The following is a 14,961-nucleotide window of genomic DNA, read 5'->3' as shown; positions in this document are numbered from 1 at the left end:
TGACGGCGAAGCACCGACTCAGGCAGAGGTCCAGTCGAGAATCACCTTGCCGCTTTCGCCGGAGAGCATCGTCGCGAAGGCTTCCTGATAGTCCTCGACCTTGAAATGGTGGGTGAGGATCGGCGACAGATCGAGGCCGCTTTGCAGCATCGCGACCATCTTGTACCAGGTCTCGAACATCTCGCGCCCATAAATGCCCTTGATTTCAAGGCCTTTGAAGATCACCTGGGTCCAGTCGATCGCGGTTTGCGCGGGTGGAATGCCGAGCAGCGCGATCTTGCCGCCGTGGTTCATCGCTTCGAGCATGCCCGTAAAAGCGCTCGGCACGCCCGACATTTCGAGTCCGACATCGAAGCCCTCGGTCATGTGCAGATCATGCATCACGTCGCGCAACGATTCGCGCGACACGTTCACCGCGCGCGTCGCGCCCATCTTGCGCGCGAGTTCGAGGCGATAGTCGTTGACGTCGGTGATCACGACGTTGCGCGCGCCGACGTGCCTGGCGATCGCGACCGCCATGATGCCGATCGGCCCAGCGCCGGTAATCAGCACGTCTTCGCCGACGAGGTTGAACGACAGCGCCGTATGCGTCGCGTTGCCGAACGGATCGAAGATCGCGGCGAGATCGTCGGAGATTTCAGGCGGGATCTTGAACGCGTTGAAGGCCGGAATCACCAGGTATTCGGCGAACGCGCCCTCGCGATTCACGCCGACGCCGATCGTGTTGCGGCACAGATGCCGGCGGCCCGCGCGACAGTTGCGGCAGAAGCCGCAGGTGATGTGTCCTTCGCCCGACACCCGGTCGCCGATCGCAAAGCCGCGCACTTCCTGCCCCATCTCGACGATTTCGCCGACGTATTCATGGCCGACGTGCATCGGCACCGGAATCGTCTTCTGCGCCCAGTCGTCCCACTTCCAGATATGAATGTCGGTGCCGCAAATCGCGGTGCGCGTGATGCGGATCATCACGTCGTTATGACCGACTTCGGGCTTCTTCACGTCGGTCAGCGTGAGGCCCGGTCCGCGTTCGAGTTTTGCCAATGCTTTCATCTGCTTCTCCATTCGAATCACGCGGCGATCACGTGGTGATGACGCCGAGCTCGCGGCCGACGCGCGCGAACGCCTCGACGGCACGGTCGATCTGCTCCGGCGTGTGCGCGGCGCTCATCTGCGTGCGGATGCGCGCGCGGCCACGCGGCACCACCGGGAACGAAAAACCAATCACGTAGACGCCTTGCTTCAGCAGCGCATCGGCCATCTTTCCCGCGAGTTGCGCGTCGCCGAGCATCACCGGAATGATCGGATGTTCGCCCGGCACGAGCGTGAAGCCGAGCGCGCTCATCGCGCGGCGGAAATGCGCGCCGTTTTCGCGCACGCGTGCGCGCAGCAGCGCCCCTTCATCGCTGGCGAGCAATTCGAGTACCTTCAGCGACGCCGCCGCGATGCTCGGCGTCAGCGTGTTCGAGAACAGATACGGGCGGGAGCGCTGCCGCAACAGTTCGACGACTTCCTTGCGCGCCGCGACGTAGCCGCCCGATGCGCCGCCGAGCGCCTTGCCGAGCGTGCCGGTAATGATGTCGACGCGCGCCATCACTCCGCAATGCTCGGGCGTGCCGCGACCGTGTTCACCGATGAAGCCGACCGCGTGCGAGTCGTCGACCATCACCAATGCGCCGTACCTGTCGGCCAGATCGCAGATGCCGGCGAGGTTCGCGATGATGCCGTCCATCGAGAACACGCCGTCGGTCGCGATCAGTTTGAAGCGCGCGCCCGCCGCATCGGCTTCCTGCAGGCGCGCTTCGAGATCGCCGAGGTCGTTGTTCCTGTAGCGAAAGCGCTTCGCCTTGGACAGCCGCACACCGTCGATGATGCTCGCGTGATTCAGCTCGTCGCTGATGATCGCGTCGTTTTCGTCGAGCAGCGTTTCGAACAGGCCGCCGTTCGCGTCGAAGCAGCTCGAGTAGAGAATGCAGTCGTCGGTTTGCAGGAACGCGGCGAGCGCCGCTTCGAGTTGCTTGTGCACGGTTTGCGTGCCGCAGATGAAGCGCACCGACGCCATCCCGAAGCCGTCGCTGTCGAGGCCTTGCTTGGCGGCTTCGATCAGCCGCGCGTCGTCGGCGAGACCGAGATAGTTGTTTGCGCAGAAGTTCAGCACGTCGCTTCCGTCGGCAAGACGCACGTCGGCCGACTGCGGACTCGCGATCACGCGCTCGCTCTTGTAGAAGCCATCGGCGCGGATCTGGTCGAGGGTGCCGCGCAAATGGGCAAGGTATTGGTCACGCATGAACGGGACTCCTGAGAGTGATGGCGCCCGCATTCGCATGCGCGCGGGAAGGGCGGCCTGTTATAGTCGGTTGTCAGCTTTATCGGATATTTTCGTTTTTCCGAACTAAAATCCGGTATATCGAACAACTCTAAACGATGGGTCAGGAAATGGCAAGTTCGGGTACACGCCGCACCGCGTCCAATGCGGCGCCCACCTCCGCCGGCGCGGCATTACCGCCGAGTGCGGCGATTGCGGCGCCGCCGCGCGTCGGCGAACAGATTCAACGGCTGCGCGCCGAGCGGCGCATGACGCTCGATGATCTGTCGCGCGCGGCCGGCGTGTCGAAATCGATGCTGTCGGAAATCGAGCGCGACAAGGCCAATCCGACGATCGCGGTTGCATGGCGGCTGACCAATGCGCTCGGCGTAAGTCTCGATTCGCTGTTTGCGCCGCCGAAGTCGCCTGAGGCAATCGCCGTTTCCGGACCGCGCGATATTCCTACGCTAAGCGGTCACGAAGCGAAATACCAGTTGCGTGTGTGGGGACCGATCGAGCTGGCCGGCAAGTTCGAGTGGTACGAGTTGACGCTGCAGCCAGGCGGGGCTCTCGTGTCGAACGCGCACGAGCCAGGCACGCGCGAACATCTGACCGTGCTGCACGGCTCGATCGAAATTGAGGCGGCCGGCGCGACGAAGCGGCTCAAGGTCGCGGACACCGCGCGGTATGTCGCGGATGTTCCGCATGCGATCCGCAACATCGGCAAGAGCGAGGCGAAAGCGCTGCTGGTCGTGATTCACGGTTAGACCGTTCGGCCAGGTTGCGCCTGGTACTGTATGTTTGTACAGTATCAGGTGTCGATTGGAGCCGAGAATGAACAACCTGAAAACCGACCCTACCGATCAAACTCTCGCCGCGCTGCGCTTCCAGACCGCCGCGCGCGATCTCGAACATATCGTGCGCAGCATCGCCGCGCGCTACATCCTCAGGCAGGTGCCGCTCACGTGGCGTCTGCTCCATGCCATCGAAGCCGAGGCGCTGGCCGATCTCGGTTTTGCCAGCCGGCACGACGCGCTGATGCTCGGGCTGTTCCAGCGCCCGTCCGATCTGCCTTATCCAGAAACCGATGACGGCGTGGATTTCGGCACCTCCAACGCATTGCCGGCCGTTTTTGCGTTTGCCGTCAATGCGTACGAGGAAGCGGCGCGCCGGGCCGCGCTGCCACGGTTGGCCGATGCGCCCTTAAAGCGCGCCCGGGCGTGGGGCGGCTAATGGCGGCACCACGTCGGGATGGCCCGGATCCTCTTCCATTCCTCGCGGTCGGCCTTGCAGCGGTCAGCGCCTACAATACGCGGACCAAACGGTGCAACTAACGGAAGGATTGCCCATGTCACCTCCTCATCTGTCCGACCCCGTTCCCCGTCCCGCGCCCTCTACCGATCTGTTCGATCAGCAACGCGAAGACTGGCGTCGCGACCCGCAGGTCGCGTTCGATGCGTGGCTCGCGAAGCAGCACTTCCGTCGCTCTTCGGCGTTGGTCTATCAGGCGCAGTGGGGTCAGTTTCTCGATTGGCTCGGCGCGCGGCAACAAAGCCTCGCGACGGTCGACACACCCGCGATCGCCGAATTCGTCGCCAGCCTCGAGATTCGCAGAACGCAGCGGATCCGCTATTTGCGGCTTATCGAGCGCGTGCTCGATCACGTGCGCGAGATCGAATCGGCGTCGACCAACCCGGCTCGTTTCATCGCTCAGGACGGGGAAGCCGCGTGGCGCAATGCGCGCGACAACGAGCCGACCGGGTTTCTCACACATGCGGAACGCACTGCGTTGATCGCGCGGCTGTTCGCGCCGTTGCCGGCGTTGTCGACCGCGCAGCGCTGGAGAGAGCGACGCGATCGCGCGTTGATCGCGGTGTTTCTGGGCGCAGGACTGAAGACGGGCGAAGCGGGAGCGCTTACAGTTAGTTGCGTGAGAGAGGGCTCGCCGTGGGTCACGATCGAGTCCGCGAATCCAGTGCTGACGCGGCGCACGCGACTCGCGCCGTTCGCAACGGCGATTCTCGACGCCTGGCTAGCCGAACGCCGGCTGACGCAGCTGGCCGGCAAGCTTGTGTTTCCCGCATCGCCGTCGGGCAGGCCGATGCATAAGGCCACGATGCTGCGCGCGGTGGATGCGCTCGTCGATGCAGCGGGGATTGCCACTTCGCGCCAATCGCGCGCGAGTCCGCAGACCTTGCGCAACACGTTTGCGGCGGACCTTTTCGAAAGCGGGGTAGAGGCCGAACAGGTCGGTCAATGGCTCGGCTTCGTGCAGGCGGTGTCCGCGAACCGGCTATATCGCGCGTGGCAAACCTGGATTGATCAGCAGGATTCGCCCGCGACAGAGGAGCCGGATCCAGCTGCGGCGCCGTTGGCCGAGCCCCGCCGTGACGGGCGTTTGACGAGGAAAACGGGAGCCGGCGAACCCTGAGGAACCTCACCGTTGCGGTCCCGAATTTCCTCACCTTTGACGTTTTTCCCGTTGGATTGGCCGCCTCTGGTTAACGCATCGCGTGGACGGAGCGGGACGACGGCGCGGTGGCGCCATCGTTCGACAGAAACTGGTTCACCGCCGCGAGCCTCGATTCGCCGAGGCCGGAAGAGTGCTCGCATTCCGGGCACAACAGTTCGAAACGGTGATCGACCTGCGACAGCTCCGGCTCACCTTGCTCGCATTTCGGGCATCTCGCGGGCAGCGTCACGTGGCCGTCAGCCGCGGTGCCGATCATGCTCAACTCTTTGCTCGTGAGCCGCCCCTCAGTAACCAGCGAGCACAGCAGTACGGCGATGGCCGGATCGATGTCCTGCTGGCCACGCAGGGTGGTGACTTCTTTCGTCAGCGCGTCGACTTCGTCCGACTGCTCGCGCAGCTGCGCGTCGAGCCGATCGGCGCGCGCCTTGGCGGCGGCAATCTGCTGAATGAACTCGAATTCCTTGCGGCTCGCATCACGCACGCCAGACTGATACGTCGCGGCCATGCTACGCAGCGAGTCGAGTTCGACCAGCATCGGCTTGACGCGCCGCTCGGCTTCGGCCACCGCATCCTTGATCTGCTGTGCATAGTGCTCCGTGCTTTGCCGCAATTCGACGTGCAACGCGTCGATCCGGTCGCGCAACGCAGCATTGGCAGTCTGTTCGTTTTCGAGCCGTTGCCGCAGCGCCTCGTTCTCCTGGTCGAGCCGGCGCGTGGTTGCCTGCATGCCTTCGAGGTGAACGCTGCCGTGCGTAGTCGCGCTCGATAACTGGGTTTCAAGTGCGCGAACCCGCTCCCACGCGGCTTCGGCGCGCGCTTCGCTGCGCCTGATGGAGTCGTCGGCCGCATCCCGACGAATTTCCGCCTCGCGTACGCGTAGATCGGCGGCGCTGATCTGCGCGCGGATCTCTTCACGTTCGCCATCGAGCGACGCTTTGGCCTGCACGACCGCTTCTTCGAATAGCGCGCCCAGCAGTTCGCCGGCGCGATCTTCCAGTGCCTTTGGTATCGCGCCCGCTCCGACCTTGACCCGCGACACACTGCGGATGCGCTCCCAGAAATGATCGATGTCCTTCGGGATGTCGCTCGCGCTGCCGGTTTGCGTGAGATCGCGCACGGCCGCCATCGATGGCCGGATGCCGAGATCGAAAAAGAGCCGTTTGCATGCATGCAGCGACAGATCCTGGCGGCGCACGCCCTGCGCACGCATTGATTCAAGCTCGTCGCGAATGGCTTGCCGCTCCTGATCCAGATTCATGTTTACCTCGATGTGGCTTGAATTGGACGGATCATAACAATTTACGTAGTGTTTGCTACCGATTTGTCGGTGGCTAACGGATTGGCGTATACCAACGGGCTTTTGCGTGCAAATGGCGATGGTAAACACGCGCCTACCGTTTTTCTCCGTGAAACAAAACGAAGAATAGCTAATAAGCCATTGTATTAGAAGCATTTTGTTTGATTCTCGCATGATCGCGCACTGTTTCACGATTGATCGGCAATGGCTGTGGGGGTGGTCTTCTGTTTCACGGGGCTCGCGGGGTTAAGGCTTGAGAGTAATAAAAATAAACACCTTTGAACCCTTGTTAAAGACGTTAACGACTCGGCAAACCCTTATCTGGCGGGGCTTTCAGGCCAGCAAGGTGAAGCTTTGCGGGAGACTTGGTGAGGGTCTGCGGGAAACTCGAGTGATGGGGTTCGGGAAGCTCGGTGAGCGGCTGCGGGACGGAACGTGAGCGGGTTCAGGAAGCGCCGTATACTTGGGGTTTGGCTAAAGGTGAGGTTTTGCGGGACTTCGCAGCCGCGAAGCGCCCGACACTCCTCGAAGTGTCTGTTCGGTTTGGTCTGCAGCAAGGTGAGGGCTTTCGGGAGGCTCGCGAGCGTGGTTTTTTGCCGGTTTTTTGGGGTGGTTAACCGCTTTGGTGAGCCGTGGCGGGAGAAAACGGAAAACGAAGGTGAGATTTTTCGGGGCGCGGGGTCCAGTTTTGCTTTCTTTTTGAGCATCCATACTGCTGAGGTGAGGTTTTACGGGAGCCAGGATGGAATTCGATGCATCGATTGCCCGAAAGACTGGTCGGCGGGAACCGCTGGCGATTGGAAAGGTGAGGGGATTCGGGGAACTGGCTGATCAGCTAGATCCTCGAGCTGATTTGGCCGGCGATTCCGTCAAAGGTGAGGCTTTTCGGGAAGGTCTGGATAGGGTTCTGCGCATTAAGGTGAGGAGATTCGGGACTGAAACGCGGGCTATCGGCTGGAGATGCCCGGCGGATGGCAATTTGCGAGCGTAGATATACCTGGTCTCTGATTGCAAAGGTGAGTCTTTTCGGGAGATTCATGGGGACGCAATGAAAAGTGCTGCGGTGCGAAAAAGTGGCTTAAGGTGAGATTTTACGGGAACACCGATGGGTCGAGCGCTAGATGGGATTATCGCAAGTCACGGAAATCATTGATTTTTTTCCTGTCCTCCAGCAAAGGTGAGAGTTTTCAGGAGTTCTTTGGAAGGGGGCGCCGGGGCCTCCGTAAACGTCAAAGGTGAGGCTTTTCAGGAGGTTGCATTGGGGAAATGCGGTACCGGCGCGGCATGAGCGCGTATCGTGTTGTGCCGTTCCGCGGTGCTACGGTGAGGTTTTTCGGGAGCATCGGAGCGGTGAGGATTTGCCTGTGGTTGGATCTCCCCTTTTTCGGCAGCTTCGGACGAAGCTCGAAGTCGAAACAGGTGGAAACAGGTGGTTAACGCCGGTAGGTTCTCGGTAGTGAGGGCTGACTCGTCAGCGGAGTCACCAAGCAGGTCGAATGGCGCGTCCGACGATAGGAAGCTTGATGCACCGACAACAGGGCTGACGGGGCGCCCGTCGCTGGCCCGCGCCGCGTTGCGGTCCCAATACCGTGCGGGCATTCCATCTATCGATCCGGGACTGTGCGTCGGCCGGCAGCACGCGACGATCGACGAAACGATCGCGAGGCCGCACGACGAAGTCATCACCCGCCCCGGACACCATCCGTTTACAGGAGTCTCGAAAAATCCGCGAAAATTTTTGAGGTGAGAAGATTCGGGATCAAATGCTCCCCGTTGCCGCACGCGGCGAAACGAGCCCGATTCGCAAACGCCGCGACCGGCAAGGAGAGCCCGATCCTGACGGCACGCACACGAGGTGAGGGTTTTCGGGAGTTGGTCGAGGTGAGTTGCGCTTCGTAAACTCGCTTCACCGGCAATGGTGAGATGGGCGCTATAGACGCGTATCACCACAGCCGGTATGCTCTCGCGAAATCCCCTCCTCACCTCGACGCATGGCCACGAAGCGCGCGAAAAAGACCGATGTTGTCAGCCCGAGCTCGGCTGAGCTGCGCAAAGCCGTCGAGGCGATCGCGATCCAGCCCAAGAGCGGCAAGATCACGCTGCTCACGCGCAAGCTATTTAACGTGTTACTCGCGGTGGCCCAGCAAGCGGATGAATCGGGCGACACCTATCGGGCGCTGCTGTCCGACATCGTCGCCAATTCCGCGTTCGATTCCAATGACACCGCGCTCGTCAAGGAGCATCTGCGCCGCATGGTGTCGGTGCAGGTCGAGTGGAGCACCGGCACGTCGAGTCAGAAGCCTGGCCGCAAATGGGGTATTTCGACGCTGATCGCGGACGCGGAAATTCTCGAAGATCCGACCACGCGTCGCGTCTGGGTCGAGTTTTCGTTTGCGCCGAAGATCAAGAAGAAACTGCTCGATCCGGTTCAGTATGCGCGGCTGAGTCTGCAGTTCCAGAGCCAGCTGCGCAGCAGCGCGGGCCTCGCACTCTACGAGATCTGCGTGCGCTACCTGACCAACCCCAGCCACCTGACGATGCGCGAGACCTGGGAATGGTGGCGGCCGATTCTCTCGGGCACCCCGGACACTGAAGCCGGCGACGAGGCGAAGCGCGAGTACAAGTATTTCAAGCGCGACTACCTGCGCCCGGCCATCGCCGAGGTCAACGCGGTCACGAACATTTTTGTCGAGCTGATCGAGCATCGCGAGGGTCGGCGCGTCGCTGAAATCCAGTTCCGCGTGACCGAGCGCAAGCAGCCGATGCTCGCGCTCGACGAACATCCGAACGTGTTCGACAGCACGCTGGTCGACCGGATGGTGAAGATCGGCATTCCGCTCAAGGAGGCGCAGACGCTTTATGCGGACAGCGAGGAGAACCGGATCCGCGCGGCGCTGCAGATGACCGAGCAGCGTATGCGCAGCACGTCACTGCCGCCGGTGCGCAGTGCGCCGGCGCTGTTCAAGGATGCGTTGAAGAAAGGCTATGCGCCGCCGGTCGAGGCGCTGCCCGCGGGTGGCGGCACCAGCAAGGCCGCGGCGTCGCCGGCCGACGATCTGAAGGCGCGTCTGCTCGGTGAATACTCGGCTTACCGTCGCAAGCAGGCCTACGAGTTGTACAACGAACAGGGCGAGTCGGAGCGCGAAATCGCGCGACAGTCGTTCGAGGAAGATGAATTGCCGGGGCTCGGCACGCACATGCGCGACGACTGGCGGCGTCGCGGGCTCGACTCGAAGATCGTCGAAACGGCGTTCTTCGACTGGCTCGCGCGCAGGACCTGGGGCGAACCGACCGACGGCGACCTGCTCGCCTTTACGCTGAGCCAGTCGCGCGCGGCGTGATGGGTCGATAACTGCCTTTGAAATCCGGGCGGCGGTGCACGCGCACCGCCCTCACGTCTTACTTCAGCATCTTCTCGATCTGCCGCAGGATGTCGTCGCGCTTTTCACGCGTGAGGCCTTTCAGGCGCAACTCGAGCCGGTCGTCCCCATATGACTTCAGATCGCCGACCGACACACCACCAAGCTTGATTTCCAGACGTTGCGCGTAGCGCTGCCGGCCCGCCGGTTTGGCGCTTTCCTGCGAGGTCGCTCGGCCTTTGACGATGTCGGCGACCTGGCGTGTGCTCAGATCGTCGGAAAGGATCCGGTTGATCAGTCGCAGTGTCGCCTCCGCGCCGCGAGCCGTGTGGTAGCGGCCCACCTGATACGCCATGTTCGAGCCGAAGCGGTCAGGGCGCGCGACCATCTCCTGCATCACGGTTTCCGGGAGTTTGGCGATGGACAGCGCGACTGCGACCGTCGATTCGTCGAGGCCGAGATGTTCGGCCAGTTCCTTCTGGCTCTGGAAATGCCGCTCGTCGAGAAAGCGTCGCCACACGACCGCGTTGTCGAACACCGTCTGCGAGTCGCGCTGCACGTTGAGGTCGTAACCGAGCTTGTAGCTCTGGATGCCGATCGGCAGATCGATGACGATCGCTTTCACCGACTCCTTGTTCGCTTCTTTCAGCGCACGCACCCGTCTGCCGCCGTCACTGACGAAGTAGGTGCCAGGATTGTCATAGTCGGGAATGACGTGAATCGCCTGCTGCTGCCCCTGCTTCGCCAGATTGACGGCAAGCTCTGCAATCGACGACTTCACATAGAAGTACCGTGGATTGAACGGGCTCGGCTTGATAGTCTTGAGCGCCAGTTCGATGATCTGGCCGGGACGATAGCCGTGTTCGAGCCTCCAGGCGCGGTAGGCCGCCGATTCGTTGTCCGGATCAGGAATCTCCGCGTCCTGCAGACGCGACGGCAAGACGGCCGGAATCGGACGCCCGGCGATCGCTGGAGTTTTCGCCTCGTTTCTGACCAGGCCGTCGATCGCATTCAGACGGTCGAGCGCGGTGCGCTTTTCGCTGCTGGTCGTGTCAGGACGTGCTTGAAAGCCTTTGGCGAACTGGGACGGTTTCATTCAGGGTCCTTTATGCGCATAAATTCACGGGAGCAAGGCGGCGATCTCGTTGGCGCACGCCCGTACTTCGAGCGCGGCGAGCTTCGCACCGCGGTCGTTCATCTGAAGCACCGTTTGCCCTAACGCCATTGCCTGCTTGTAGGCTTCGCGCGTGGGAATCTGGGTTTTGAGGAGAGGGAAGCCGAGTTCTTCGAGCGCGCGCTTCAGTTCGCGCGTCAGCATCCGTTTCTCTTCAGTCTTGTTGAGCAGGAACACGGCTCGCAGGTCTTCGTTCATGACCTGCGCTTGCTGGACCAGCTTGACGAGGCCGATGCTCGACCAGTAATCGGCTGGGGACGAGGAAGTTGGGATCACCGCGACGCTCGCTGCGAGCAGAACGACGCCCGAGACTTTTTCAGTGATGGAGGGCGGGCAGTCGACGACGATGATGTCGTAATCAGCCACGAACTTCTTGATCTCGCGGTGGATCTGGCTGCCTGCTTCGGACAGGTTGACGACGGCGAATGGAATACCGATGTCGCCGTCGGAGGCAGCACTGGCCCAGTGAATCAGAGTGTTTTGGCCATCCGCGTCGACGACGAGAACGCGTTTGCCTTTCTCGTGAAATGCAGCGCCGAGATGCATCGCGATGGTGCTCTTCCCGACCCCGCCTTTCTGCTGTGTTACCGCGATGATTTCTGCCGCCAAATTTCACCTCCTCTTTTTAGACGCAAATGGATTTTACCTGGTTGAATTGCGATTTCAAATGATTTGCGTAAGCGCAGTTCGGAAATTGGCCATTCGGCAAAGGGTTTATGCGCATAAAGAGGCATCGGACGCGTGCCCGGGGTCTTGCGGGATATCAGAGCAAGCGTGGACTGGGGCTTAAGCGTTGCTGATCGCTGTCCTGCGGCGGCAAAGGGAAAGTAACGAGTGCTCGCGCACTGCGTGCACAGTCGTCGGTGACTGTTCGCGATTCTCGGGTTGATGTGCAGAGAAAAGGAGTGCACGCATCTGAGCGACCAAAGAGGTGAGAGGTGCCAGACTTTATGCGCATAAAGTTCGCGTGCCAATTGGCCCGGAGGGACCATTCGTCATGAATTCGTCCGCCGCCGATTCTCCCCAGACATGGCGGCAAGCGGCAAACGTGCATCCGGCGCCTCATCAGCGGGGGATATAGGTTGTCGTTTGAATCGCGCCCGCGCGAGCAAATCTCAGGTGCGACTAGAACTCAGGGTGCCAGCATTAAACTATTCCCACTCGCCTCGAAGGCAGCGTCGGTTTATGCGCATAAACCGACCCACCTCGCCGATGGTTCAAACAACGCGGATGCCGCGCAGTCGTCCCGCGTCGCGTCATCAGGTCACCCGTTAGAATTCCCGAACCCTTCTAACCGTCACAGCCTTCAACGGCGTAAGCCCCGAATCCAGCCCATGATCACCATCTACCACAACCCGCGCTGCTCCAAATCTCGCACCACCTGCGAACTCGTCGCGAACACCTACAACTCCGCAAACGAAGCAACGGAAATCGTCGAATATCTGAAGAAGCCACTCACCGTCGCAGAGCTTGAGAAGCTCAATGCTCAACTCGGCTGTCCCGTCCGCGAAATGATCCGCGACACCGAGGTCGAATATAAAGAGCTCAATCTTGCCGACACGTCGCTGACGGACGCCCAGCTCTATGAAGCATTGGCGAAGCATCCGATTCTGTTGCAACGACCGATCGTAGTCAGAAACGGACGGGCTGTCATCGGCCGGCCGCCGGAGAATGTCGCCGCGCTTTTCGCCTGATCGCGCGACCGTCGAAGTAAAACGATGTGGGCAATGCGGACTCGAACTGCTGCGCTACGCTTTGCCGGACAGCGCGGCATCCTTGGTCACGATCTTCGTCGGAATCAGATGCAGTTCGGTGAACGTATCCGCGATGCGCTGTTGTTCTGCAAGCACGTTCGCGTCGATGGGCTTGTAGATATGCGCGTAATGCCGCAAGCCTGATTCGATCACGCTCGCGTCGAGCCCTTGAATCGGCGCGAGTTGGGCGGCAGCCTCGCTGTAATGGCCGCGCACCCACTCCCCTTCCTTGCCGACTTCATCGATCACGATCGCAAGGACGTCGCCGTTCTGTTGCGCGAAGGGCCGCGCGCTGAGAAAGAACTGGTGGTGACTCACGATACCCTCGGCGTCGGCGAGCAGCCGCGCGTTCGTTTGCCGCCTGGCGGCTTCGAGGAACGGATCCCAGATCGCCCACGCATCGACCGCACCGCGCTCGAAGGCCGCACGTGCATCGGCGGGCGGCAGATACACGGGTTGGATTTCGCTGAACTTCACGCCGTTCTTCTGCAACGCGGCGACGAGAAACCAGTGCACATCCGAGCCCTTGTTCAGCGCAATCTTCTTTCCCTTCAAATCGGCCAAGGTTTTGATTGGCGCGTCCGGATGCACGAGGATGCCTTCGGCGTGCGGCGTCGGAATTTCATACGCCGTGTAGACGAAATTGGCACCCGCGGCCTGCGCGAACACGGGCGGCGCTTCGCCCACATAGCCGAAATCGATCGCGCCGACGTTCAGCCCTTCCAGCAATTGCGGCCCGGCCGGAAACTCGGTCCATTTGACCGTGATGCCAAGTGGCGCAAGCCGCTTTTCGAGCGTGCCGTGCGCCTTCAGCAATACCAGGGTGCTTGCGGCTTTCTGATATCCGATGCGAAGTTCTTTTGCATGTTCATCGGCGGCAAATGCGGCGGCGGAGAAGACCGGCAACGCGGCGGCGGCCAGCGTTGCGCCTACGCCGGCCAGAAACGTACGGCGCGTCAGCAGCGAATCACGGGACATGAGAATACTCGTCGAAAAAGAATTTAACGGACGCCAAAAGATGGTCCGACTGGCTCCGACGATAATTCGTCTGCGGACCTGGACGAACCGATAAATTCGCATAAGCAAATCATGCGGCAGTAGCGAAGCATTGCCCAAAGCCCAACCTGTCCCCTGCCGCTACAATCGACCGGCAAAACAAGCGCCCGCGACCACCAGCTCGCGGCTGCATCGATCGACTGCAAGCGAAGAGAGGAAAAAAGCCGCCGTGCCTGTAACGACAACACTGACACCGTGGGCCGCCCACGACACCCAACTGATCCTGTCGTGCGCGCTTGGACTAGCACTGATCATCATCTTCATCAGCGTGCTGAAGCTCGCGCCGTTCCTGTCGATCCTGGTCGGCACCTTCGCGGCGGGCTTCACGGCCGGCCTGCCGCTCGAAGCAGTCGCGAGCGCGTTCAGCAAAGGCGCCGGCGCGTTGCTCGGCGACGTCGGCATCATCATTGCGCTGGGCGCGATGCTCGGTGCGTTGATGGCCGAATCGGGCGCCGCCGACCGGCTCGTGTCGACGATCCTCGCGCACTCGACCCCGCGCACGCTGCCGTGGATGATGGCCGTCGTCGCGCTGCTCATCGGCCTGCCGCTGTTCTTCGAAGTCGGCCTCGTGATGATGGTGCCGATCATCTTCGTCATGGCGCGTCGCGCACAGCAGCCGATTCTGCGCATCGCGATTCCCGCGCTCGCCGGTATGACGACGCTGCATGCGCTGCTGCCGCCGCATCCGGGTCCGCTGATCGCGGTGAGCGCGTTGCACGCCGATCTCGGTTTGACGTTGGGCCTCGGCCTGATCGTGGCGCTTCCCGCGGTGGTCCTCGCCGGTCCGCTGTATGGCATCTGGCTGTCGAAACGCATGCACGTCGTCGAGCCGAAAGAAATGGGCAAGCTGTTCACCGCCGAGCAGAACGGCTTCGAGCCGCCGGGCTTCGCGATCTCTCTGATCACGATCCTGCTGCCCGTCATTCTGATGCTCGGCCGCACGGTCGCGAAGCTGCTACTCGAGCCCGAAACGTTGCTCTTCGATACGCTGAATTTTCTTGGCGAGCCGCTGATCGCGCTGGGCCTCACCGTGCTGTTCGCGGTGGTCGCGCTCGGCTGGTCGCGCGGCATGGCGCGCGAGCGCGTCGGGGGCATTCTGCGCAAAAGCCTGCCGCCGATCGCCGCGCTGTTGCTGACGATCGGCGCGGGCGGCGGCCTGAAACAGGCGCTCGTCGTCGCTGGCATCAGCACGACGATCGGCAAGATCGCGGTCGGGGCGCATATGCCGCTGATCTTGCTCGCCTGGTTGATCGCCGTCGCGCTGCGTCAGGCCACCGGCTCGGCGACGGTCGCCACGACGACGACGGCCGGCATCGTCGCGCCGGTCGTCGCGGGCCTCAGCGCGACGCACAATTCGCTGATGGCGCTCGCGATCGGCGCCGGCTCGGTGTTCTTCTGCCATGTGAACGACGCCGGCTTCTGGATGGTCCGCGAATATTTCGGACTCCAGCTTAACCAGACTGTGCTGGTGTGGTCGGTCTTGCAGACGATCGTATCGGTCGTCGGTCTCGCGTTGACGCTCGTGCTGTGGAGCGTCTTGACGTGA

Annotated in this window: 12 protein-coding genes; 6 read left to right on the top strand and 6 right to left on the bottom strand. The window is 61.7% G+C overall.

Going from position 1 to position 14,961, the window contains the following annotated elements:
* Positions 1-18: 18 nt before the first annotated feature.
* Positions 19-1,050, bottom strand: a complete 1,032-nt coding sequence (gene tdh / locus HDG33_RS17115) for an L-threonine 3-dehydrogenase (RefSeq protein WP_184031088.1) — start codon at positions 1,048-1,050, stop codon at positions 19-21.
* Positions 1,051-1,078: 28 nt separating this feature from the next.
* Positions 1,079-2,284: a glycine C-acetyltransferase gene (locus HDG33_RS17110; protein ID WP_184031083.1), complete on the bottom strand. Its 1,206-nt coding sequence runs from the start codon at positions 2,282-2,284 to the stop codon at positions 1,079-1,081.
* A gap of 137 nt (positions 2,285-2,421) precedes the next feature.
* Here HDG33_RS17110 and HDG33_RS17105 point away from each other — a divergent pair, with 137 nt between their 5' ends.
* The 3 genes from HDG33_RS17105 (at position 2,422) to HDG33_RS17095 (ending at position 4,733) form a co-directional block, all read left to right on the top strand.
* Positions 2,422-3,069 (top strand): helix-turn-helix domain-containing protein, encoded by a 648-nt coding sequence (locus HDG33_RS17105; RefSeq protein ID WP_184031079.1) that lies wholly within the window; start codon positions 2,422-2,424, stop codon positions 3,067-3,069.
* A gap of 67 nt (positions 3,070-3,136) precedes the next feature.
* Positions 3,137-3,535 (top strand): DUF2471 family protein, encoded by a 399-nt coding sequence (locus tag HDG33_RS17100; RefSeq protein WP_184031075.1) that lies wholly within the window; start codon positions 3,137-3,139, stop codon positions 3,533-3,535.
* A 115-nt stretch (positions 3,536-3,650) separates the two neighbouring features.
* The gene (locus HDG33_RS17095) at positions 3,651-4,733 is read left to right on the top strand and encodes a site-specific integrase (protein WP_184031072.1); all 1,083 of its coding nucleotides are present in this window, start codon (positions 3,651-3,653) and stop codon (positions 4,731-4,733) included.
* Between the two features lie 70 nt (positions 4,734-4,803).
* On the opposite strand, the gene HDG33_RS17090 is transcribed toward HDG33_RS17095, so the two are convergent.
* Entirely contained in the window at positions 4,804-6,033 is a 1,230-nt protein-coding gene (locus HDG33_RS17090; RefSeq protein ID WP_184031069.1) for a DNA-binding protein, read from the bottom strand.
* Between the two features lie 2,030 nt (positions 6,034-8,063).
* Between HDG33_RS17090 and HDG33_RS17085 the strand changes: the two genes are divergently transcribed.
* Entirely contained in the window at positions 8,064-9,413 is a 1,350-nt protein-coding gene (locus tag HDG33_RS17085) for a replication initiation protein (RefSeq protein ID WP_184031066.1), read from the top strand.
* Positions 9,414-9,471: 58 nt separating this feature from the next.
* Here the strand turns inward: HDG33_RS17085 and HDG33_RS17080 are convergent, their stop codons facing one another.
* Complete coding sequence (locus HDG33_RS17080) at positions 9,472-10,527, bottom strand: ParB/RepB/Spo0J family partition protein (RefSeq protein ID WP_184031063.1); 1,056 nt, start codon at positions 10,525-10,527, stop codon at positions 9,472-9,474.
* A gap of 24 nt (positions 10,528-10,551) precedes the next feature.
* Positions 10,552-11,214 carry a ParA family partition ATPase gene (parA, locus tag HDG33_RS17075; protein WP_013092840.1) on the bottom strand — a complete coding sequence of 221 codons (663 nt, stop codon included), beginning with the start codon at positions 11,212-11,214 and terminating at the stop codon, positions 10,552-10,554.
* Positions 11,215-11,939: 725 nt separating this feature from the next.
* On the opposite strand from parA, the gene arsC reads away from it, so the two are divergent.
* Entirely contained in the window at positions 11,940-12,299 is a 360-nt protein-coding gene (gene arsC / locus HDG33_RS17070; protein ID WP_184031060.1) for an arsenate reductase (glutaredoxin), read from the top strand.
* Between the two features lie 54 nt (positions 12,300-12,353).
* Here the strand turns inward: arsC and HDG33_RS17065 are convergent, their stop codons facing one another.
* A complete protein-coding gene (locus tag HDG33_RS17065) occupies positions 12,354-13,337 on the bottom strand; it encodes a sulfonate ABC transporter substrate-binding protein (RefSeq protein WP_184031057.1) in 984 nt (327 codons plus the stop codon).
* Between the two features lie 247 nt (positions 13,338-13,584).
* On the opposite strand from HDG33_RS17065, the gene HDG33_RS17060 reads away from it, so the two are divergent.
* Positions 13,585-14,961 (top strand): gluconate:H+ symporter, encoded by a 1,377-nt coding sequence (locus tag HDG33_RS17060; protein ID WP_184031054.1) that lies wholly within the window; start codon positions 13,585-13,587, stop codon positions 14,959-14,961.

The organism is Paraburkholderia sp. Cpub6, assembly GCF_014201065.1.
GTDB lineage: Bacteria > Pseudomonadota > Gammaproteobacteria > Burkholderiales > Burkholderiaceae > Paraburkholderia > Paraburkholderia tuberum.
The sequence above is the reverse complement of the archived record's forward strand: the minus strand, read 5'-3'. Positions and strand labels throughout refer to the sequence as shown.

What these genes read in the sequence shown, in the direction of transcription:
- arsC (WP_184031060.1), top strand. Translation starts at nt 11,940, where the DNA reads ATGATCACCATCTACCACAACCCGCGCTGCTCCAAATCTCGCACCACC.
- HDG33_RS17100 (WP_184031075.1), top strand. Translation starts at nt 3,137, where the DNA reads ATGAACAACCTGAAAACCGACCCTACCGATCAAACTCTCGCCGCGCTG.
- HDG33_RS17080 (WP_184031063.1), bottom strand. Translation starts at nt 10,527, where the DNA reads ATGAAACCGTCCCAGTTCGCCAAAGGCTTTCAAGCACGTCCTGACACG.
- HDG33_RS17095 (WP_184031072.1), top strand. Translation starts at nt 3,651, where the DNA reads ATGTCACCTCCTCATCTGTCCGACCCCGTTCCCCGTCCCGCGCCCTCT.
- HDG33_RS17065 (WP_184031057.1), bottom strand. Translation starts at nt 13,337, where the DNA reads ATGTCCCGTGATTCGCTGCTGACGCGCCGTACGTTTCTGGCCGGCGTA.
- HDG33_RS17090 (WP_184031069.1), bottom strand. Translation starts at nt 6,033, where the DNA reads ATGAATCTGGATCAGGAGCGGCAAGCCATTCGCGACGAGCTTGAATCA.
- tdh (WP_184031088.1), bottom strand. Translation starts at nt 1,050, where the DNA reads ATGAAAGCATTGGCAAAACTCGAACGCGGACCGGGCCTCACGCTGACC.
- HDG33_RS17085 (WP_184031066.1), top strand. Translation starts at nt 8,064, where the DNA reads ATGGCCACGAAGCGCGCGAAAAAGACCGATGTTGTCAGCCCGAGCTCG.
- HDG33_RS17110 (WP_184031083.1), bottom strand. Translation starts at nt 2,284, where the DNA reads ATGCGTGACCAATACCTTGCCCATTTGCGCGGCACCCTCGACCAGATC.
- HDG33_RS17105 (WP_184031079.1), top strand. Translation starts at nt 2,422, where the DNA reads ATGGGTCAGGAAATGGCAAGTTCGGGTACACGCCGCACCGCGTCCAAT.